Source organism: Lachnoclostridium sp. An131 (genome assembly GCF_002160825.1).
Lineage (GTDB): Bacteria > Bacillota > Clostridia > Lachnospirales > Lachnospiraceae > Laedolimicola.
Map to the genome: position 1 here is coordinate 251,761 of NZ_NFLI01000001.1, position 21,667 is coordinate 273,427.

The window sequence follows — 21,667 nt, forward strand, 5'->3', positions numbered from 1 at the left end:
GCAGCATGAAATTGGTAAGAAAGGATGAATTCAAATATGAATAGAAAAGCTTCTTATGGAATCCGCGCCGTCATTATAGCAGCACTGCTTCTCCTGGTGTATATTACGGCCTTTTTGCTGCTGGCGGATTTAGAAAAGAATGTAAGCTGGATTGGCTTTGGCTTTGCGGTTCTGGCGTTCCTCATGACAGGCGGCGGCCTGTGGATCGGGATCACCGCGTCGGACAGCCTGCAGACGGCGGAGAATATTTACGAGTCCCTCCATCTTCTGTGGCTGTACCCGGCCCTGGCCGTGCTTTTAAGCCTTGTATCGGCCTTTCTTCCGGGCGGAGCCTGGAAACTGCTGGTGCTTCTGGAGACGGCGCTTCTGGCAGGAGCGGCTGTTTACGCTATCGTGGGAGCCACTGCGGCGGCCCGCATGACAGAGCTTGATAAAAAGGGGAGAGATAAGGAATGAAATGTATTTACTGCGGAGGAGAGGTCCTTGTACAGCCAGGCAGCAGTATCGGAATCTGCACCAGCTGTATGGCGGAAAATCCCCTGCCAAAGAAGGAAGAGATAAAAGAGCTTTACGGGAAGGCAGGAGCCGCTCTGCGGGAAAGCCGTTTCGATGAGGCCAAAGAGCTGTTCCAGGAGCTTTTGATTGAAAATCCCGACGACGCGGCAGTCTGCTGGGGATTTGCTTTAAGCGAATATGGGATCGAGTATGTGACAGATCCGGCGACCGGAGAGCAGCTTCCGACTCTGCACCGCCTGTCCATGCAGAAATTCAGCGAATACCTGTATGTAAAGAAAGCCATCGATCTGTCCTGGAATTCTCTGGATCGGGATTTTTACATAAAGCAGAGTGAGCTGATCGACAGCATTCAGGCGAGAAGCCTGTCCATCTCCAGCCAGGAGACACCAGTGGATGTCTTTATCTGCTATAAGCGCTCTGAGGAGGGCGAAAAACGGACGGCTGACAGCCGCATGGCGGCGGATTATTACCGGGAGCTTACAAGGCGCGGCTATCAGGTGTTTTTTGCGGAGGAGACGCTGAAGGCCGGAGAGGAATATGAGCCCCGTATTTTCGCGGCCCTGCAGAGCGCAAAGGTCATGATTGCGTTTGCCTCGAAGCGGGAGTATTACGAGGCTGTCTGGGTGAAGAATGAATGGAGCCGTTATGCGGCCCTGATTAAGCGGGATCTGGAGGAAAAGAAACACACAGACCGCCTGCTGATTCCCATGTTCCAGCATATGAAGCATGAGGAGCTGCCGGAGGCCTTACGCAGTATGCCCTCGTACGTGGAGATGATGACCTCCGCCAATCCCAAAAGCGAGCTTTTGAACCTGGTGGCTGGCCATTTTAAGAGAGGAAAGGCGGAAAATGTATCCGATATCTTAAGAGAGGTGCGCGGAAGCAGCCTTACCGGACGCGGCGCGGCGTCAGGAGAAAGCGCAGCCAGAAGCGGCGGCGGGCTTTCCGGCGGGGCAGGGAGCGGCCTGGAAGAGAGCATGGAGAAGACCCGTATGCTGGCCACGGTCCGTCTGGTCAATAAGGACTTTGAGGAGGCGGAGCAGCTGTTCCGCAGGGCCCTTGGGCAGCCGGGCGGCGAGATAGATCCGGAAAACTGGCTGGGCCTTATGATGAGTGTCCGGAACATCGCGGGAAAGGAAGCCCTCGCCAGCTACGACACGCCTGTCGACGACGACGAGTATTACCAGAAGGCCCTTGCCTGCGCTTCCGGGGAGGGAATCCGGGAGCTTCAGAAAATCGCGGCCAACTGCCGGGAAAACCGGGACTGGGCCCAAAAGACAGAGAAGGAGCGGGCCCAGTGCGAGGCTAAGGTACGCTCCCTGATCGACAAAAAGACAGGCGCCGTACTGGACGAGAGGAGAAAGCGCTGCGAGGTCCAGAAAAAGCTTCTGGAGGAAAAGGCTGCCGAGAAGCCTGGACAGATGGTATTCTGGCTGCTGTTCCTGTTTCTGGGAAACCTGTTCCCCTTTATTGCCTTTTATTATCTGAATATCCTGGGAAAATCGGACGGACTGGGGGCGATTGTGTTCCTGATGCTCTTCCAGCCGGTATTTTACGGCATTGTCGTCTGGCGGCTCTGTACGAAGAAGCAGATCCTGGATACGGGCCTTATCGCTTACGCGATGCGGCTGGTGATCGCCGGCTTTGCCTATTGGGCAGTGATGCTTGCCGCGTCTTTCCTGATGAGCCATGCAGGAATCCTGTTCCTGATCCTGGCGGCAGCCGCGTCGGTTCTCACGGTGGTCAGGCTCCTGGCGGCTCCCATGAAGAGGGCGAAAGGAATCCGGGAAGGAAAGAGCTGGGCGGCACAGCAGAGAGAACAGCTGCCGCAGCTTATGGAAGAGCTTGTCCTGAGCCTGAACCAGGAGGTGGATGAGGCGACGGAGGATTATCGGAGATATTATACGAATTTCGACGCCAGGAGACGGGAATGGAATCAGATGATACGCAGTTCAGTGGAGAAAAAGGCAAAACAGCTCGCGGCAGAGCTGGATGCCTGTGAGAGGAGGACAAGGTAATGCTGCGGATTTATTGTCCGGTCTGTAACGGACTTTTGCGGCTGGAGGATGGCCAGAAGGAGGCCGTCTGTGTAAACTGTGGAACGAGGGTGGCTGTGCCCCAGGGCTATACGGAGGCGGAGAGCAGCTATCTTTTTGCGGCGGAGGCCATGCAGCGCCGGGATTTTGAGGGGGCTTATCAGACCTATACCGAGATCCTGTCTGCCCACCCGGAACAGGCAGAGGCACATTTTAAGCGGGCCCTGGCCCTTTATGAAATTGAGTATCAGGAAATCGGGGAGGGGCGCCGCCGCCTGGTCTGCCATCAGGCGGGAAAGGCCAATTTCCTGGGCAATGCGGATGTGAAGCAGGCGCTGGAGCTTTCTGAAGGAACTCAGAAAGAGCTTTATGAGAAGCAGGCGGCGGAGATCCATGCGCTTCAGAAGCAGGTATCTGCTCACGCGAAGGCCCATCCCCCGGTGGATGTATGGCTGTCCGTGGCCGGTGAGAGCCTGGCGTCCCTGAACCGGGCGGTTCAGATCCGCCAGCTTCTGGACTCTATGGGGCTTTCTGTTTTTTGCCCGGCCCTGGATCTTGCGGGAGAGGAAGAAAGCTGGGAACCGGCCCTGTACCGGGCGGCCTCTACAGCCAGCGTCATGGTGGTTGTGGCCTCGGAGGGCGCGGCCTTTACAGATGAAGTAAATTTTGACGCGGAGCGCTTTCTATATAGGAAGGAAAAGGCTCTGCGGGAGGCGAAGGGACAGATTCCGGCGCTTCTTGCCGCCTTTGAGAATATCGACGAGTACGAGGATATTCCTGACAGCTATTTCGACGGCATCGACGTCCGTCTGGATATGAGCCGGGAATCCTTTGCTGCAGAGCTGAAAAGCACGGTGCAGGAGGCTCTGGCGGATTACCGGGGCGCCTTAAAGGAACAGGCCGGGACCCATGAGAGCTTTGCCTACGCCAATCTTCTCCTGCAGGCCCGGCAGGCTCTGGAGGGCGGGAGCTTTGAGGAGGCGAAGGAGCAGTACCAGTCCATCCTTTTGAAAAGCCCGGCGGAGAGCCAGGCCTACTGGGGCCTGCTTCTTGCCAAGCGGGAATGCACCTCTGAGGAGGCTCTGATCCAGTCAGGAAAACGCATTACCCAGGAGGCGGACTACCGGAGCGCCCTTGCCTTTGCCAGCGAGCGGGAGCAGCAGACCTACCGGGATGTGGCTGCCCGGACGAATGAGATGGCGGCCGTTCATGAGGAGCAGGAGCGGAAGCGCCGGCAGCAGGCCAGGGAGCAGGAGGAAGAAAGAAAGAAAAAGGGACGGGAGGTAGAGGAAGCCGGAAGGCGCAAGCAGTGGGAAGAAGCTGAGGCAAGGAAGCGCAGGGCAAACCGTTTCCGCGCCTTTGTGGCAGTCATGGCTCTGGCGGTTATTGGCGGAGCCGCAGGCTGGTTTATCTACTCCAAGTCTCCGGCAGGTGTAAAGGCCAGCCAGTACCGGGAGGCCCAGACGGCCTACAGCCATGGGCTGTATGAGGACGCCTATGCCCTCTACGCGGAGCTGGGGGACTATAAGGACAGCGCCCAGATGGCCCGGACCTGCATGGGAAGGCAGAAACAGATCGATTATAACGCGGCCCTGACAGAGCTGGATGACATGAGCCGCCGGGCTTCCGCGATTTCCACGATTATGGGGGCGGAGGGCTATGTGCAGGAGGTAGAGGCGAAGCTGGAGGAGATCCACGCGGAGGGCGTGCAGTATCTCCAGGAGGGAAAGCTTTATGAGGCCTGGAATACTCTGGAGCCCTTTGGAACCTCAGATCCTTATATGGTGAAGGCCTGGCGGATTGCTTTTGGGCGCAGCCTCCTCTCTGGAGGCGGCGAAAATGTCGCTGCCGTGGCCCAGGACGGTACCCTGACGAACTATGGCACCTTCCCCTTTGAGGGGCGCAGCGCCTTATCCGTGTCCTTCTCTGACAGCGGCAGCTCCGCCGGCGCGGTGCGTCTGGACGGCACGGCCTATCTTCTGGGCAATATTTCCGGCCTGCCGGTGAGCGGCTGGAGCGATCTGGTGGCGATCAAGGTCAGCGACAGCTTCGCGGCCGGGCTTACCTCCGGCGGCGATCTCTACGCGGCAGGGGCGGGCCTGGTGGCTTCGGATGTGGTTCAGTTTGATCTGGATGGAAACTATCTGGCGGCAGTGCGAAGCGACGGAAGCGTCTACTGCACGAATCCGGCGGCTGCGGTTCCGGGAGACTGGAGCGGCATCGCTTATGTAGCCCTTGTGGGCGACGGCCTTCTGGCAGTGACAGAGGACGGAACGCTTCTCCAGAGCGGCTGTGCCTACGGACTTCCGGATTCCGGTGTGGGCGTGGTCTACCATGGCTGCGGGCGGCTTGGCATGCTGACTCTGGATGGGGAGCAGATTTGCATCGGACTGGACGGGGAGGACGATGGCGGAAGTGAGCTGAACCCCGGAAGCGCGGGCTATTTCGCAGCCTTTACCATAGCGCCCAGCCACACGGTGAACCTGGCGACGGACGGATACGGAAGGCTGCTGGGGCAGATCTATGGGAATTCCGTTGACGATGCAGCCATGCGGAATGCCATACAGGATTTTCCGGACGTGGACGTGCCAAATCCCTATCCGGCAGAGAGTGAAGGAGGAGAATCATGAGTACCTACAGATGCAGCCAGTGCGGCTGCCGCATCGAAGTGGCGGAGGGAACGAAGATAGGAACCTGTCCGGCCTGTCAGGCTGTTTTCGTCCTGCCAAACCAGTTTGCCCAGAAGGAAAACCTGTATCTTCTGGCCTCTGATGCCCGCCACAGCGGCAATTATGACATGGCGATGAATTATTACGGGCGGATCCTTAAAGTAGACGGGGCGGAGCCGGAAGCCAACTGGGGCTACCTTTTGAGCAAATACGGCGTAGAGATCTCCGAGAGTGCCCTGGACTATGGCGGCGTGCTCTTCCACCGGGTGGAGCACAGCTCGTTCTTAAAGGATCCGGCCTATGAAAAGATGATGACCTATGTGCCAAAGGCAGCCAGGCATTACTATGAGGGAACGGCCCGGGACATCGATCTCCAGCACAGGAAGCTGATGGCGGTATCCAAGGCAATGGAGGCTCCGGATATCTGCATCGACTGCACGGCGGCTCCCGGAAGCGAGGACTACCTTCTGTCCGTACAGATCGGCAAAGCCCTGGAGGACGCCGGCTACCGGATCTTCCATCCGGCCATGCTGGCAAATGTGGACAGAAGGGATCTGAACATCTATGAGATGGCCGCCGCTGAGAAGGCGGAAGCCATGCTGGTAGTCATGACACCGAAGACGGATCGGGAGGACGCCCGGTTCCAGGCCGTATGGCGAAGATTCTTAGCCTACCGCAGGCAGGACGCAGGCCGTAAGATGCTGTCCGTCTTCCGGGGAATGCGCCCGGAGGATCTGCCGCTGGAGCTGCAGCCACTGCAGTCTGTCGCCTGTGAGGGAAGCGATTTCCAGAACCGGATTGTGACAGAAATCAACCGGATGTTCGGCCGCCAGAACCGTTCCTCCGATTTGGTTCGAAAGAACCTGGAGCTTCTGCGGGAAGGGCAGGAGGCTCTGGCCGGAGGGGCTTATGGGAAGGCCGCGCAGCGCTTCCGTGAGGCTGCGGCAAACGACGGGGAGGAGTACCGGGCCCACTGGGGGCTGGTCTGCGCCCTGACAAAGAACCTGAAAACGCCTGCGCTTTCCGACGAGCTTGACCAGAGCTTCCGGAGAGCCCTGCAGTTCGCGGATAAGGCGGCCAGGGAGAAATATACCCAGAGCATGACGGCCCTGATGGCCCAGGCCGCGTGGAGCGCGTTCCTTAAAATCACCGGAAATCTCCAGGATTACCAGAAGGAAACGGATGCGGAGACAAAAAAGGCAGAGGAGCGGGTGAAGCTCTACCTTCCGGCTTTCGACAGCCGCTTCCAGGAGCTGGAGGACTGGCACACAGGCGCGGCGCGTCAGCGGGAGCTGGACGCGGTGCGCGCGGCCTATGAGAGGCGGGACACGGCGGCGGAGCCCTTGTTCGCGGAACAGGAAAAGCTTGAGTACGCCTACAAAAACACGGCGCTCAGCCATTCGAAGCTCCTGGATGACGGGAAGCTGCGGGGCTTCCTGCTGGAGCTTTCCCTGATAGCCGCAGTGGCTTCCTACATGCTGCTGCTGTGGAATTTCCGCTATACGACCGGATACACGACAGGCTTTTATAAGGTATCCGCCTGGCTTTTTGCAGCATCTCTGGCAGGTATCGTCCTATGGGCGGTATTTGTGGCGGACAGATATTTCCGGATGAAGGTGCTGCTGGGCGGGGCTATCGCAGCTGTCATTCTATACTATTTTTCCAGGGACCATATCCGGATTTTCCAGCTGGTTCTGCTGCTGGCTCCAGTGATTCTGCTGCTGGCGGAACGTATTATGATGATTGTGCTGTCCGGCAATGAGAGGGGCGCTTATGAGATGAAGCAGAAGGCAGCCATGGCTGTGGCGGAGATGGAGAAACGGATTGCGGCCTCCTACCAGACAGCCATGGAAAAGGTTTACGCGAAGTATAAGCTTCCCAAGGGAGAGATACCGTCCTTTACAGTCTCTCACTCAGAGCATTACAGCGGAATCAGCGGTTATAAGAAGCCGGCTTCGCCGTTAAGCTATGCGGTATGCACGCTGGCATTTTTCGCAGTCTTGATCGGCGCGGTGACAGCGGTGAATAATTTTATGTATGCTTCCGGCTGGAATCATATCACCAAGGTGTCCTGCCGCTATTACCATGTGGTAGGCCTGAAGGAGGACGGGACGGCTAAGGCGAACGGATGGAACGATGCAGGCCAGTGCGAGGTTTCTGACTGGGAGAATCTCGTGGATGTGGGTGCGGGCCGCTATTACAGCGCAGGGCTTACCAGTGACGGGCGGGTTCTCATCGCCGGACTGGAGGGCCAGGATGAAAGTATCCGGGAGGCGGAAGCGTGGACGGATATCCAGGCCATCAGCGTGGGAGGCTACCATATCGTGGGCTTAAAAAGCGACGGAACTGTCGTCTCGGCAGGAGCAAATGAGTGGGGCGAAAACGAGGTGTCTGACTGGAGCGGTGTGATTCAGATTCAGGCAGTCTCTGACAACAATCTGGAACAGACCTATGGCTTGTGCTCGGACGGCCGGGTGCTGATCGCGGGCGGCGGCTCAGATTACGACAGTATTAAGCGGTATGTGAACGACCATTATGGACCGGGAGAGGGACAGATTTACGGAACGGAGCTCTACGGCTTTACCGCCTCAATTATGGTACGGGCCCGGGACGGCAGCCTGAACGGAATCGGGAACGACGGCTACAAGCAGCTCTCTCAGGCCCAGGAGTGGAACGGTCCGGAGATTACGAAGCTGTGCACCTCCTCGGGAGTAGCCACTCTTGGCCTGAAGGCTGACGGCACGGTGCTCTGCGGCGGAAACAATCTGGTCATCCGTGACGCGGTCAGCGGCTGGACGGATATCACGGATATTACGGTTGCCACAGGCTTTGCCATGGGCTTAAAGAGCGACGGCACCGTGGTGGCAGCAGGAAGCAACGGCTCGAACCAGCTTGCTGTGGAGGACTGGAAGCATATCGCATCCATCAGTGCAGGGGATCTGAATTCTTATGGAATCCAGGAGAACGGCAAGGTTGAGGCGGCCGGAAACGCTCTTGCGGGGCTTACCTACCTGAAGGCAAGGAGTCCTCTTGGAGTGCTGAGATTCTGGTACAGCGCGCTGAAATGGTAGATAAAATTGCTGAAAATATCTGGATTCAGATGGCATTTTATGGTACAATAAGACAAAAATGAAAAGGAGGACAAAGAGGATGGGCGCTATGAAAGGAATCCCGCTGGGAAGATTCCGTATGGCTTCAAAATGTTATATCTGCAAAGGAACAGGGCTGGATATTTGTCCCCGGTGCAATGGAAACAAAAAATTCAATGGCGAAACATGTCCGGAATGTAACGGCAGGGGGATTGTCAAGTGCTATGCCTGCGGCGGGAGAGGAATCATAGATTAAGCTTAAGGGGGAGTTATGAAGGTTCGGATTAAGGAATATGGGGTAAAAAAATGGCTCGTTCCGGCAGGAAGATTCCGCGGCGGACGGATGGTGCGCATTTGAAACTCATAAATTATTCCATCTCCATGCGGGCGCAAACCGCAATGAACAATGAGCTGCGCCGGTTTCCAGAGACAGAAACCGGCGGCTTATTATTAGGCTATTCCGATGCAAAGAGGGGCGTTCAGATACTGGAAGCAACGGATGGAGGGTATCTGAATGTGCTTCATGAAGAAGCTGCGTTTGAATATGACATTCCGTATGTAGAGCATATTTGTACAATTCTTTCGGAGCTCTATACCCCTCCGCTGGACATTGTTGGCGTGTGGCACAAGCATAACAGTATTTCAGAAATTCCATTTTCACTGTCCGATGAAAACATACACAGGCAGCTGGTGGAAAATATGCCGTACCCCTGCGTGTCGGTTCTGTTTGAAAAAACGGATACGTTAGGTGAAAAGCACGAGGAATACAAGATGCGCATTTTTGAATTGACATCATCCGGTTATTTTGATATCAGTTGATAATGGCGCCGGTGTCCCTTGGGACACCGGCGCTGCCCATGAAAAAAAGGAGGAAGAGCCAGGGCGTCACAGGAATGGATGAAGCAGTACGAAGCACAAAAGGAAAAGCTGGAGTGTAAGATCGATCTGGAAGCCTATTTTACAGAAAAGGAAATCAAAGGAACGAAGATCGATCAGATGGAAATCGGAATGGTTTCCTTTCCCACTGGTACGGTGGTGGCCTGCGATCCCCTTGTGGAGCTGGGAGAGGCCAGTCCCTATCTCCAGACGGTGCCTGCCGGAATCTATCCGGTATCTATCTGTGTGGCCCTCAGCGAAAAGTATGGAGACCGCTATGCCTGCGTCAAGGTGGCTGTCAGCGGAGAAAAGCCGGTCCGGTATGAGCTGTATTGCAGACGGAAGGACCCAGGAGGCCTTCCGAAAATACTGGGAGCAGCGGGAGGACGAGGATGAGGACATTGATCTCTACAACGATCTGTTTGACGATCTGCTGGCGGAAAGCTATGAGAAGAGCCCCAGGTATCAGCGGGAGGGCGGCGACTGGCTGAACTGGACGGTGCCGGGGACAGATTTAAGCTTTCCTATTTTCACTTCCGGCTGGGGAGACGGCGTGTATCCCTGCTATTTTGGATACGACGCGGAAGGCAGGATCTGCGGCCTGTACATTCACTTCATAGATATTGAAAGATATTGAAATAGAACTCGCAAATGAAGCGGGCTGTCTGCTCCCAGGCAGACAGAACAGGAAAAGCAGCGTGTACTGGTTTGAAGGTACATGCTGCTTTTCCTGTTGAGGGGCGCCCGTAAGTCTGGTATAATGATAAAAACAGGACTGGGGTAATTGGGGTATGTGGATTTGCCGGTTTTATGCCGGCTGTATGGGGTGGAAGGATTGAAAATAAAGATTTACAGCTGGAAAAAGCTTTTGGTGTCAGTTCTTATCGGCGGGATAGAACTGGCGTACGTGCTGGCAGAACTGTTCCGGGGCAGAATAAGTATGCTGCTGTGGGGGTTCATCATTGGATCTCTGATTTGCCGGGGAGTTTACGAATCAGTCACAGAACAGGGCTTCCGCAGGGGGAAAGCCCATGACGAACGGGTGAGGCAGATATACCGGAACCGGTTTGGAAGATTCGGGAGGGTGATGGAATGGAGCCCGGCAATTACCATGCTTTTGCTGCTTCTTCTGGCTCTCGCGCCGGTTCCTGTATGGGTTCGCATAACCGGCCTTCTGATGGAGCTGATCTATCTGATATGGCTTGCTGTAGTCACACGAAGGGATTAAAAAAATACGGAAAACAAATTCAGAATGAGGAGTAGGAATATGATAACAATACGGAATGAAGAACCGTCGGATTATCAGGAAGTAGAGAAACTGACAAGAAGGGCATTTTATAATATGTATGTTCCGGGCTGTATGGAGCATTACCTGGTTCATATTATGCGCGGGCATGAGGATTTTATCCCGGAGCTGGACTTTGTGCTGGAGCTTGACGGCAGGATTGTGGGAAATATCATGTACACGAAAGCCCGCCTGGTTGACGAGGCTGGAGAGGAAAAGGAGATTCTGACCTTCGGTCCGGTTTCTGTCGATCCGGAATATCAGCGCAGAGGCTATGGAAGGATGCTCATGGAGCATTCCTTCGAGAAGGCAAAGGAAATGGGATATGATGTGATCGTGATCGTCGGCAGTCCCGCGAATTATGTGGGCCGCGGCTTCAAAAGCTGCAAGAAATACAATGTCTGCCTGGAAAATGGAAAATTTCCGGCGGCGATGATGGTGAAGGAGCTCGTTCCCGAAGCCCTGGACGGAAGAAAATGGGCCTATTATGACAGCCCCGTCATGGCTGTCAGCGAGGAAGAGGCCCGGCGCTATGACGACACGCTGGAGAAGATGGAAAAGAAATACCAGCCAAGCCAGGACGAATTTTATATCATGAGCCAGGCTTTTTTGGAATAAGGCTGGATTCAGGAAATTTGAAGAGGACAGGAGCCGGAGGAGCAGAGAATGAGGATAGAACATATTGCAATGTATGTAAATGATCTGGAAAAAGCAAAGGATTTTTTCGTAAAGTATTTCGGAGCCGTCCCTAATGAAGGATATCACAATAAAAACACGGATTTCCGTTCCTATTTCCTTTCCTTTGACGACGGAGCCAGGCTGGAGATTATGACGCGCCCTGAGATGGAGGACATGGAAAAAACACCGGCCAGGACGGGGCTTATCCATATTGCTTTCAGCGTGGGGAGTAAAGAAAGGGTGGACGAGTTGACAGCAGAGCTGAAGGCGGAAGGATACGAGGTCCTGAGCGGCCCCCGGACTACAGGAGACGGGTATTATGAGAGCTGTGTCGTGGGAATAGAGGGAAACCAGATAGAGATCACGGTGTAGGCGTATAAGGCCGCTGTCACAGAAAGGGTGAATTGGGATGAGCGAAAGAATCAAAACGCTCCTGGCTTCAGAAAAAACCATGAGAGCAGTAAATCTGTTCTTTCTGCTGTCCATGCTGATTCCAGGGCTTGGAATTATCTATCTTGCCTATCTTCTCTGGATAGCTTACCTCGTCTATTTTATCAGGAGAACAGCCTCAAAGACTATAAAAATATGGAACAGCCTGCTGATTGTTCTCGCTTCCTGCATGATAGCCGTAAATCTGTATTTTATGCTGCGTTCTGCCTGAATAGAGAAAGAACAGTGCTGCGTGCCGGCAGTAATAAAGCCTGAGAGCCGGAGAGGAGAAAAGATATGATATTACATAGTGTATATTTCAGTGCAAAAGGAACTACAAAGCTCTGCGCGGACTGCATTGCGGACGGGCTGGGGCTGGAAAGAAAGGATTACGACTGGCTGACGGCTTCTGAGCCGGAGAAAACGGTGATTCCTGCAGAGGATGTCCTCCTGTTTTCGATGCCCATTTATGGAGGCTACATTCCCCATATGTGCGCAGAGCGCGCGGCCAGCCTGCAGGGGAACCATACGCCTGCGGTTATCGTGGCAGTGTATGGAAACCGCCACTATGACAATTCGCTGCTTCAGATGAAGGACCTTCTGGAAAAACAGGGCTTCAAGGTTATCGCGGCGGGCGCGTTTCTGGCAGAGCATTCTATCTTTACGACTGTGGCGGCGGGCCGGCCGGATGCGGATGACAGAGCGGCCATAAAGGAATTCGCGGAAAGGTGCGGACAGCTTCTGGCACAGAGGGAGCTGTGGGAAAGCCGCAGGATAGCGCTGCCGGGAAAGGCGGACTATGACGCTTCCTCCTTTAAGGGTGTGCCCTTTCATCCGGACGGGGATGAGAAATGCATCGGATGCGGAAAATGTGTGCAGGTCTGTCCGCGGAAAGCCATAGACCGTGAGAATCCCCGTGAGACGAAGGCCGAGCTGTGTATTTCCTGCGGAGCCTGCATCCGCGTCTGTCCGGAGAAGGCAAGAGATTACCATGGGGAGGCTTACCTGGAGGCGCGTAAGGGATTTGAGGAGAAGTGCGCGGCGTACAGAAGGCCGGAGACGTACTATATTACCGATTGAGAAGAAGCCTGAAGAGGTGAAAAAACCCGGAGCATTTTGGGGCAGGGCTGCGGAGCTTCCGTAAAATCCGGCTTTACAGAGGCCAGATTTCCCGGAGGTTCCGCAAAAACCCTTGACAGCAGGCCGCCGCCGTGCTATTATGACATGGCGAATGGAAGTAGGCTTTTTTTTTATGCCTAAAAAACGGCAGTCCGGCCCGCAAGGATACCGGAATGCCTGCAAAAGTAAAAATAAGCGGAGGTGGAAGTCGTGCGCGTAAAAATCACATTGGCATGTACCGAGTGCAAACAGCGGAACTACAACATGACAAAAGAGAAAAAGAACCATCCGGACCGGATGGAAACCAGCAAATATTGCAGATTCTGCAGGAAGCACACACTGCACAAGGAAACGAAGTAAGGTGCAGGAAAGGATAGTGGGACGATGAGCGAAGCAGTAGAAAAGGCCCCCAAGAAAACCGAGAAGCCTCAGAAAAAGAGCTGGTTCAAGGGTCTGAAGGCCGAGTTTAAGAAAATCATATGGCCCGACCGGAAGACTGTTGCGAAGCAGACGGTAGCTGTTGTGCTTACATCCATAGTTCTGGGCATTATCATCAAGATTCTGGACATTATTCTGTCTTACGGAATCGATGTGCTGATCAGTTTATAGGAGTGAGAATATGGCAGAGGCAAGCTGGTATGTAGTCCATACCTATTCCGGATACGAGAACAAGGTAAAGGCCAACATTGAAAAGACGATTGAGAACAGACACCTGGAGGATCAGATCCTCGAAGTGAGGGTTCCCATGCAGGATGTGGTCGAGATGAAGAACGGAGCCAGAAAACAGGTTCAGAAGAAGATGTTTCCGGGCTATGTTCTGATTAATATGGTAATGAATGACGACACCTGGTATGTGGTGCGCAACACCAGAGGTGTGACCGGCTTTGTTGGACCGGGTTCCAAACCGGTTCCTCTGACAGAGGCGGAGATGCGGCCGCTCGGAATCCAGTCTGAAAATGTCGTAGTTGATTTCAAGGAGGGAGACACGGTTACGGTTACCGGCGGCGTGTGGGCCGACACAGTCGGCGTGATTCAGTCCATGAACCACAGCAAGCAGTGCGTAATCATCAATGTGGATCTCTTCGGAAGAGAGACGCCGGTCGAGATCAGCTTCTCGGAAATCAGAAAAATGTAACACCTATCAACAAAGCAAGTGGGAGGGAGACACCCAAAGACCCGCAATTACCACAAGGAGGTGCCTAAAATGGCAAAGAAAGTAACAGGTTATATTAAATTGCAGATTCCTGCTGGAAAGGCAACACCGGCTCCGCCTGTAGGTCCGGCTCTGGGACAGCACGGCGTGAACATCGTAGAGTTCACAAAGCAGTTCAACGCAAGAACCGCAGATCAGGACGGAATGATTATCCCGGTTGTTATTACAGTTTACGCAGACAGATCTTTCAGCTTCATCACAAAGACTCCGCCTGCAGCAGTTCTGCTGAAGAAGGCATGCAACATCCAGTCTGGTTCCGGTGTTCCGAACAAGACCAAGGTAGCTACCATCACAAGAGCAGAGCTTCAGAAGATTGCAGAGCTTAAGATGCCGGACCTGAACGCAGGCAGCATCGACGCAGCTATCAGCATGATCGCCGGAACAGCCCGCAGTATGGGTATCACTGTAACGGACTAATCAGAAACTGTATAACAATGTGCTGCTGTGAACGAAGAGAACAGCAGCGATGTCAGACGTGGGAGGGAGAAACCCGTAAATCCCGCAATTACCACCAGGAGGTTATTTAATATGAAACATGGAAAGAAGTATGTTGAGGCTGCAAAGCTCTACGACAAACAGACCCAGTATGATAAAGAAGAGGCAGTAGCTATCGTAAAGAAGCTTGCTACCGCAAAATTCGATGAAACCATCGAGGCTCACATCCGCACCGGCTGCGACGGACGTCACGCAGATCAGCAGATCCGCGGCGCTGTAGTTCTTCCCCACGGAACAGGAAAGACTGCACGCGTGCTGGTATTCGCAAAGAACGCAAAGGCTGACGAGGCTCTGGCTGCAGGCGCAGACTTCGTTGGAGCTGAGGAGCTGGTTCCGAAGATCCAGAACGAAGGCTGGCTGGATTTCGATGTAGTAGTCGCTACACCGGATATGATGGGCGTTGTAGGACGTCTGGGCCGTGTACTTGGACCCAAGGGCCTGATGCCGAACCCGAAGGCCGGAACCGTAACCATGGATGTGACCAAGGCCATCCAGGATATCAAAGCCGGTAAGATTGAGTACCGTCTTGACAAGACAAACATTATCCACGTGCCGATTGGAAAAGCTTCCTTCACCGAGGAGCAGTTAGCGGACAACTTCCAGACGCTGATTGATGCAATCAATAAGGCAAGACCTGCCGCTGTAAAGGGCCAGTTCCTGAAGAGCGTGACGCTTGCCCCGACTATGGGCCCGGGCGTAAAGCTGAATCCGGTTAAGCTTGCGTAATTTATTGATTGACATACAGAAAAAGATATGCTATTCTATCATAGCATGTAACACGACCCGAAGACAGCAGGTGCCGCGAGGCATAAGTTGAACACGCCTGCCGAGGACGATACATTCATTTATGGAATGACTTTCAGAACCTCTCTGTCTAAAGCGGTCAGAGAGGTTTTTTCATGGAGCGATCCATGGATTTCCCGGTATCGGGTTGGTGTACACAAAAATCTAAAAGGAGGTATACCATTCATGGCAAAGGTCGAGTTAAAGAAACCGATCGTAGAAGAGATTGCCGAGAATATCGACGGCGCTCAGTCTGTAGTCCTGGTGAACTACTGCGGATTGACTGTAGAAGAAGACACCAGACTTCGTAAAGAGCTCAGAGAGAACGGCATCACCTACAAGGTTTACAAGAATACGATGATGAATTTTGCGTTCAAGGGAACTCCCTGCGAAAACCTTGCTCCGCATCTGGAAGGACCGAACGCTATCGCGATCTCCAAGACAGACGCGACTGCTCCGGCCAGAATCCTGGCGAAGTTCGCAAAGGACGCAAAGGCTCTTGAGATCAAGGCCGGTATCGTAGAGGGAACCTACTACGACGCAGCAGGCATGGATGCGATTTCCAAGATTCCGTCCAGAGAGGAACTGCTCGGAAAGCTGCTTGGAAGCATTCAGTCCCCGATTGCAAATCTTGCACGTGTTCTGAATCAGATCGCAGAAAGCAAGAATGGAGCAGCAGAGGCTTAAAGCTTTTGCCTGTTCAAAGAGTATCGACCGCGGCATAGGGCTGCGGAGAGTCAAAAAGAGACTCGTTTGATTTGCCGGATTCCACAGAGCTGGAATTCGGACACAGTAAAATGAAAAAATCAGGAGGAAAATAAAATGGCAAAGTTAACGACCGCTGAGTTTATTGAAGCGATTAAAGAGTTATCCGTATTAGAGCTGAACGAGCTGGTAAAGGCTTGTGAGGAAGAGTTTGGCGTATCTGCAGCAGCAGGCGTAGTTGTAGCAGCAGCAGGAGCTGGCGAGGCAGCAGCAGCTGAGGAGAAGGATTCCTTCGACGTAGAGCTGACCAGCGCTGGAGATTCCAAGGTTAAGGTTATCAAGGTTGTTCGTGAGGTAACCGGACTGGGCCTGAAGGAAGCTAAGGACCTGGTAGACAGCGCTCCGAAGGTAATCAAAGAGGGCGTTTCCAAGGCTGAGGCTGACGAGCTGAAGGCTAAGCTGGAGGAGCAGGGAGCAAGCGTAACCCTGAAATAAGCTCTTTCAGAAAAGAGAGGATAAGACGCAAGGGCGGAACCCGGACGGGTTTCGCCCTTTTCTGATGCCTGCCCGCCAAAATTGCGCGAATTTTTTACAGTATGATATTAAAAAATTGTAATATTTTGCATACATGCACAGAGTACCCTTGTCCCGGTTTTAAGCCTATGGTATAATAATTCATATTAATCATATAAGAGGTGGGCATGAATGAAAAAGACATGGGATGTGAATGTGAACGGAACGGTACATACGCTCGAGTATAAGACGGGCTTTGGAGGTCCAAAGATCACGGTAAACGGACAGACCTACCGCGCAAAGTCGCAGAACTGGTTTATTGTGATGGTGGATTATCCGATTCAGATCGACGGCGCGGAGCTGCGTGTGGTTGCCATTGGAAACAAGGTGGATTTGGCAGTGAACGGAGTATATCTTGGAAGCGGTGAGCAGTACCAGCCCCTGCATAAGGTACCGGCGATTTCAAATGTATTTTTGGGGATCAGCTGTATTGGAGGCTTCTTCTTGTGTGGCTGGCTTGGTCTTCTGATAGGAATTTTGTTTGGCACTATCTTCTATATCCGCATGGGTCTGAAGGGAAAGACGGGAGCGGTGGTAGGAAGCTTTATCGCATGTACTGTGATTCAGATCATTATATTTGTAATAGTTCTTATGGTGCAGCTGTCAGGCTACTACTATTATTAGGAGGCCGTTTATGGATATGGAACAGAATAATTGGAATGAAAACCAGCAGCCCCGCGATCCGGTTATCATCGTAGGTGAGCCGGAACGGGATAAGCGGCAGAGCAACAGCCTGGCGGTATGTTCCCTGGTACTGGGGATACTGTCTATCGTGTTCTGCCTGTTCCCTTATCTTTCCATCATCATCGGGCTGGTTGGACTGATACAGGGAATTGTATGCCTGGCTCAGAGAAGGGCCGGCCGGGGGATGGCGATCGCCGGGATTGTCACCGGAGTTCTGGGAGTGATGATTTCTATGCTCCTTGGAGTGATTATGGTGATCGGGATGATGTTTTACGTCGGATAAGGACGAGGTTTTCTGACTTAAAAATCAAAATGAAAAGAGACGCTGCGGCAAATGTGAATCAGTTCTTCATGTTTTCCGCAGCGTTTGGTTTACGCCTTGTATGGAAGATGGTTTTTCTGTTAAAAATCTGTAAAAATTGTGCCGACAGGCTGTAAAAAAATTCCCAAATAATGCTTGACATGAAAAATTGGTTGTGTTATCATGTAGGATGCACTATTGTGGTGAGCTAGGCTCTAAATTCATTTTGGCTTTTGTGAAAAATGACGAAATAGCAGCTGACTTCCATATTAAATAAGGGGTGAACGTCAATGGAAAAGAACAGAATACGTCCGGTAGACACCGGAAAGGGCTACAGAATGAGCTATTCCAGACAAAAAGAAGTTCTGGAGATGCCGAACCTGATCGAAGTTCAAAAGGATTCCTACAACTGGTTTCTGAAGGAAGGACTTCGCGAGGTGTTCGACGACATCTCTCCGATTGCTGACTACAGCGGACATTTGAGTCTGGAATTTGTCGACTTCACGCTCTGCACGGGTGAGGGCGATATCAAATACACCATTGAAGAATGCAAGGAGAGAGATGCCACCTACGCAGCTCCTCTGAAAGTCAAGGTACGTCTTTATAATAAAGAAACAGATGAAATCAATGAGCATGAGATATTCATGGGTGACCTGCCGCTGATGACAGAGACAGGTACATTTGTGATCAACGGCGCAGAGCGTGTCATCGTCAGCCAGCTTGTTCGTTCCCCCGGAATTTACTATGCGATTGATCATGATAAAGTAGGAAAGGGTCTCTATTCCTGCACCGTCATCCCGAACCGTGGAGCATGGCTGGAATATGAGACGGACTCCAACGACATTTTCTATGTACGTGTGGACAGAACGAGAAAGGTTCCGGTGACCGTACTGGTGCGTGCTCTTGGATACGGCACGAATCCGGAGATCATCGATCTGTTTGGCGAAGAGCCTAAAGTGTTGGCAACCCTGAGCAAGGATACGGCGGAGAACTATCAGGAAGGTCTTCTGGAGCTTTACAAGAAGATCCGTCCGGGCGAGCCGCTGGCAGTGGAGAGTGCCGAGAGCCTGATTATGAGCATGTTCTTCGATCCGAGAAGATATGATCTGGCTAAGGTAGGCCGTTATAAGTTCAACAAAAAGCTGATGCTGCGCAACCGTATCAACGGTCATATTCTGGCTGAGGATGTGGTAGACACCCAGACAGGCGAGATTATCGCCGAGGCGGGCACACAGGTGACCCGTGAGCTGGCAGACGAGATCCAGAACGCAGCCGTTCCCTTCGTGATGATCCAGTGCGAGGAGCGGGCTGTGCGCGTCATCTCCAGCATGATGGTAGATCTGCGCCATTATCTGGACGTAGATCCGAAGGAACTGGGTGTTACGGAGTTAGTATATTATCCGGCTCTGAAAAAAATACTGGAAGAAACCTCCGATCCGGAGGAGATTAAGGCAGCCGTGAAGCGTGATATTCACGAGCTGATTCCGAAGCATATTACGAAGGAAGACATCATTGCTTCCATTAACTATAATATCCATCTGGAGTACGGCATCGGAAATGACGATGATATCGATCATCTGGGCAACCGCCGTATCCGTGCCGTGGGCGAGCTGCTGCAGAACCAGTACCGCATCGGTCTCTCCAGAATGGAGCGTACGGTCCGCGAACGTATGACGACGCAGGATCAGGACAATATCACACCGCAGTCTCTGATCAATATCAAGCCGGTGACGGCTGCCGTGAAGGAATTCTTCGGTTCCTCCCAGCTGTCCCAGTTCATGGATCAGAACAACCCGCTGGGCGAGCTGACGCACAAGCGCCGTCTTTCCGCTCTGGGACCGGGAGGTCTGTCCAGAGACCGTGCGGGATTCGAGGTCCGCGACGTGCATTATTCCCATTACGGAAGAATGTGCCCCATCGAGACGCCTGAAGGTCCGAACATCGGTCTGATTAACTCTCTGGCGACCTATGCGCGGATCAATGAGTACGGCTTCATCGAGACTCCGTACCGCAAGATTGACAAGACAGATCCGAAGAATCCGGTGGTTACGGACGAGGTCGTCTACATGACCGCGGATGAAGAGGATAATTACCATGTAGCACAGGCGAACGAGCCGCTGGATGCGGAAGGACATTTTGTCCGCAGAAACGTATCCGGCCGTTACCGCGAGGAGACCCAGGAGTACGAGCGCTCCATGTTTGATTACATGGACGTGTCTCCGAAGATGGTGTTCTCCGTGGCGACAGCGCTGATTCCTTTCCTGGAAAACGATGACGCGAACCGTGCTCTGATGGGATCAAACATGCAGCGTCAGGCCGTGCCGCTTCTGACTACCGAGGCCCCTGTGGTGGGAACCGGAATGGAGACGAAGACGGCTGTGGACTCCGGCGTCTGCGTGATTGCGAAGCATGATGGCGTGGTAGAGCGTTCCGTATCCAATGAGATTGTGATTAAGTGCGCAGACGGAACAAAGGATGTATATCATCTGACAAAATTCTCCCGAAGCAATCAGAGCAACTGCTACAATCAGAGACCGATTGTATTTAAGGGCGACAAGGTAAAGGCCGGCGAGGTCATCGCAGACGGTCCTTCTACCTCCGGCGGAGAGATTGCGCTGGGAAAGAACCCGCTGATCGGTTTCATGACCTGGGAAGGCTATAACTACGAGGACGCCGTGCTTTTAAGCGAGCGTCTGGTAGAGGACGACGTATATACCTCCGTGCACATTGAGGAGTACGAGGCAGAGGCCCGTGACACGAAGCTGGGACCGGAGGAAATCACAAGAGACGTTCCCGGCGTCGGTGACGACGCCCTCAAGGATCTGGACGAGCGGGGAATCATCCGCATCGGCGCAGAGGTCCGCGCAGGCGACATCCTGGTCGGAAAGGTAACTCCCAAGGGAGAGACCGAGCTGACCGCGGAGGAGCGTCTGTTGAGAGCGATCTTCGGTGAGAAGGCGCGTGAGGTTCGTGACACCTCTCTGAAGGTGCCTCACGGCGAGTATGGTATCGTAGTGGATGCCAAGGTATTTACGAGAGAGAACGGCGATGAGCTGTCTCCGGGCGTAAACCAGGCAGTCCGTATCTATATCGCGCAGAAGCGTAAGATCTCCGTGGGCGACAAGATGGCAGGCCGTCACGGAAACAAGGGTGTCGTTTCCCGTGTGCTTCCGGTGGAGGATATGCCGTTCCTGCCGAACGGACGTCCGCTGGATATCGTGCTGAACCCGCTGGGCGTGCCGTCCCGTATGAATATCGGACAGGTATTGGAGATTCATCTGAGCCTGGCAGCCAAGGCGCTTGGATTTAACGTGGCGACTCCCGTCTTTGACGGAGCCAACGAGACGGATATTATGGATACTCTTGATCTGGCCAACGACTATGCAAACCTGCCCTTCGACGAGAAGGAAGCGGAAAGCTGGAAGGCGGAAGGCAGAGACACAAATGCCTGCGGGCAGGCGTGGTCTGGAGAGACCTTTGAGAGCAGGCATAAGGAAGAGCTGCTTCCTGAGGTGATGGAGTATCTGTCTGAGAACAGAGAGCACAGGAAGCTCTGGAAGGGCGTTCCGATTTCCAGAGACGGCAAAGTCCGCCTGCGTGACGGCCGTACGGGTGAGTATTTCGACAGCCCCGTTACCATCGGACACATGCACTACCTGAAGCTGCATCACCTGGTAGACGACAAGATCCATGCGCGTTCTACCGGCCCGTACTCTCTGGTAACACAGCAGCCTCTGGGCGGAAAGGCTCAGTTCGGCGGCCAGCGTTTCGGAGAGATGGAGGTGTGGGCTCTCGAGGCCTACGGCGCGTCCTACACGCTGCAGGAGATCATGACCGTGAAGTCTGACGATGTGATCGGCCGTGTGAAGACCTACGAGGCAATTATCAAGGGTGACAATATTCCGGAGCCGGGTATTCCCGAGTCCTTCAAGGTACTCCTGAAAGAGCTTCAGTCCCTCGGTCTGGATGTGAGAGTTCTGCGGGATGACAATACAGAGGTTGAGATTATGGAGACCAGCGATTACGGCGAAGTGGATCTGCGCTCCATTATCGAAGGCGACAGAAGGTACGACAAGGAAGAGGAATCTTTCGGCGACTATGGCTTTAGCAAGCAGGAGTTTGAAGGCGAAGAGCTGGTAGATGTACAGGAAGAGCCTGATGACGACGATTTTGTAGACTTTGAAGAAGATTTCGAAGAATAGAGAAGGGAGTGCCA

At 53.4% G+C, this 21,667-nt stretch carries 21 protein-coding genes, 1 pseudogene and 1 other annotated feature; all 22 genes and pseudogenes read left to right on the forward strand.

Annotated features, from left to right (window positions below; genetic code table 11):
• The first annotated feature begins 36 nt into the window (after positions 1-36).
• The 22 genes and pseudogenes from B5E77_RS01220 to rpoB all read left to right on the forward strand — a co-directional run bounded on the left by B5E77_RS01220 (position 37) and on the right by rpoB (position 21,653).
• On the forward strand, positions 37-456 hold the full coding sequence (locus tag B5E77_RS01220) for a hypothetical protein (protein ID WP_087163559.1): 420 nt from the start codon (positions 37-39) through the stop codon (positions 454-456).
• The gene (locus B5E77_RS01225) at positions 453-2,534 is read left to right on the forward strand and encodes a toll/interleukin-1 receptor domain-containing protein (RefSeq protein WP_087163560.1); all 2,082 of its coding nucleotides are present in this window, start codon (positions 453-455) and stop codon (positions 2,532-2,534) included. The genes B5E77_RS01220 and B5E77_RS01225 overlap by 4 nt, the downstream gene beginning before the upstream one ends.
• Positions 2,534-5,182, forward strand: coding sequence for a hypothetical protein (locus B5E77_RS01230; protein ID WP_087163561.1), 2,649 nt, complete (start codon positions 2,534-2,536; stop codon positions 5,180-5,182). The genes B5E77_RS01225 and B5E77_RS01230 overlap by 1 nt, the downstream gene beginning before the upstream one ends.
• Entirely contained in the window at positions 5,179-8,292 is a 3,114-nt protein-coding gene (locus tag B5E77_RS01235; protein ID WP_087163562.1) for a hypothetical protein, read from the forward strand. Before B5E77_RS01230 ends, B5E77_RS01235 begins: the two co-directional genes overlap by 4 nt.
• Before the next feature lie 79 nt (positions 8,293-8,371).
• The gene (locus B5E77_RS01240; RefSeq protein ID WP_087163563.1) at positions 8,372-8,566 is read left to right on the forward strand and encodes a hypothetical protein; all 195 of its coding nucleotides are present in this window, start codon (positions 8,372-8,374) and stop codon (positions 8,564-8,566) included.
• Positions 8,567-8,709: 143 nt separating this feature from the next.
• Positions 8,710-9,129, forward strand: coding sequence for a hypothetical protein (locus tag B5E77_RS01245; RefSeq protein ID WP_143468558.1), 420 nt, complete (start codon positions 8,710-8,712; stop codon positions 9,127-9,129).
• 189 nt (positions 9,130-9,318) lie between these two features.
• Positions 9,319-9,823 (forward strand): annotated as a pseudogene (locus B5E77_RS01250) (DUF4241 domain-containing protein).
• 198 nt (positions 9,824-10,021) lie between these two features.
• Complete coding sequence (locus B5E77_RS01255) at positions 10,022-10,414, forward strand: hypothetical protein (protein WP_143468559.1); 393 nt, start codon at positions 10,022-10,024, stop codon at positions 10,412-10,414.
• 39 nt (positions 10,415-10,453) lie between these two features.
• Positions 10,454-11,089: a GNAT family N-acetyltransferase gene (locus B5E77_RS01260; protein WP_087163566.1), complete on the forward strand. Its 636-nt coding sequence runs from the start codon at positions 10,454-10,456 to the stop codon at positions 11,087-11,089.
• Positions 11,090-11,137: 48 nt separating this feature from the next.
• Entirely contained in the window at positions 11,138-11,521 is a 384-nt protein-coding gene (locus tag B5E77_RS01265; protein WP_087163567.1) for a VOC family protein, read from the forward strand.
• Positions 11,522-11,558: 37 nt separating this feature from the next.
• The gene (locus B5E77_RS01270) at positions 11,559-11,810 is read left to right on the forward strand and encodes a hypothetical protein (RefSeq protein ID WP_087163568.1); all 252 of its coding nucleotides are present in this window, start codon (positions 11,559-11,561) and stop codon (positions 11,808-11,810) included.
• A 65-nt stretch (positions 11,811-11,875) separates the two neighbouring features.
• Entirely contained in the window at positions 11,876-12,658 is a 783-nt protein-coding gene (locus B5E77_RS01275; RefSeq protein ID WP_087163569.1) for an EFR1 family ferrodoxin, read from the forward strand.
• A gap of 249 nt (positions 12,659-12,907) precedes the next feature.
• On the forward strand, positions 12,908-13,057 hold the full coding sequence (gene rpmG, locus B5E77_RS01280; protein ID WP_140393106.1) for a 50S ribosomal protein L33: 150 nt from the start codon (positions 12,908-12,910) through the stop codon (positions 13,055-13,057).
• A gap of 24 nt (positions 13,058-13,081) precedes the next feature.
• The gene (gene secE / locus B5E77_RS01285) at positions 13,082-13,306 is read left to right on the forward strand and encodes a preprotein translocase subunit SecE (RefSeq protein ID WP_087163571.1); all 225 of its coding nucleotides are present in this window, start codon (positions 13,082-13,084) and stop codon (positions 13,304-13,306) included.
• A gap of 10 nt (positions 13,307-13,316) precedes the next feature.
• Positions 13,317-13,832 (forward strand): transcription termination/antitermination protein NusG, encoded by a 516-nt coding sequence (nusG, locus tag B5E77_RS01290; protein WP_087163572.1) that lies wholly within the window; start codon positions 13,317-13,319, stop codon positions 13,830-13,832.
• A gap of 69 nt (positions 13,833-13,901) precedes the next feature.
• Positions 13,902-14,327: a 50S ribosomal protein L11 gene (gene rplK / locus B5E77_RS01295; protein ID WP_087163573.1), complete on the forward strand. Its 426-nt coding sequence runs from the start codon at positions 13,902-13,904 to the stop codon at positions 14,325-14,327.
• A 111-nt stretch (positions 14,328-14,438) separates the two neighbouring features.
• Positions 14,439-15,131, forward strand: a complete 693-nt coding sequence (gene rplA / locus B5E77_RS01300) for a 50S ribosomal protein L1 (protein WP_087163574.1) — start codon at positions 14,439-14,441, stop codon at positions 15,129-15,131.
• 39 nt (positions 15,132-15,170) lie between these two features.
• Positions 15,171-15,312: a sequence feature (ribosomal protein L10 leader region), on the forward strand.
• 62 nt (positions 15,313-15,374) lie between these two features.
• On the forward strand, positions 15,375-15,875 hold the full coding sequence (gene rplJ, locus B5E77_RS01305; protein ID WP_087163575.1) for a 50S ribosomal protein L10: 501 nt from the start codon (positions 15,375-15,377) through the stop codon (positions 15,873-15,875).
• A gap of 135 nt (positions 15,876-16,010) precedes the next feature.
• Positions 16,011-16,388, forward strand: a complete 378-nt coding sequence (rplL, locus tag B5E77_RS01310; RefSeq protein WP_087163576.1) for a 50S ribosomal protein L7/L12 — start codon at positions 16,011-16,013, stop codon at positions 16,386-16,388.
• Positions 16,389-16,598: 210 nt separating this feature from the next.
• Positions 16,599-17,090, forward strand: coding sequence for a hypothetical protein (locus B5E77_RS01315; RefSeq protein WP_087163577.1), 492 nt, complete (start codon positions 16,599-16,601; stop codon positions 17,088-17,090).
• Positions 17,091-17,100: 10 nt separating this feature from the next.
• A complete protein-coding gene (locus B5E77_RS01320; RefSeq protein ID WP_087163578.1) occupies positions 17,101-17,433 on the forward strand; it encodes a DUF4190 domain-containing protein in 333 nt (110 codons plus the stop codon).
• 308 nt (positions 17,434-17,741) lie between these two features.
• A complete protein-coding gene (gene rpoB / locus B5E77_RS01325) occupies positions 17,742-21,653 on the forward strand; it encodes a DNA-directed RNA polymerase subunit beta (protein WP_087163579.1) in 3,912 nt (1,303 codons plus the stop codon).
• The last annotated feature ends 14 nt before the right edge of the window (positions 21,654-21,667 follow it).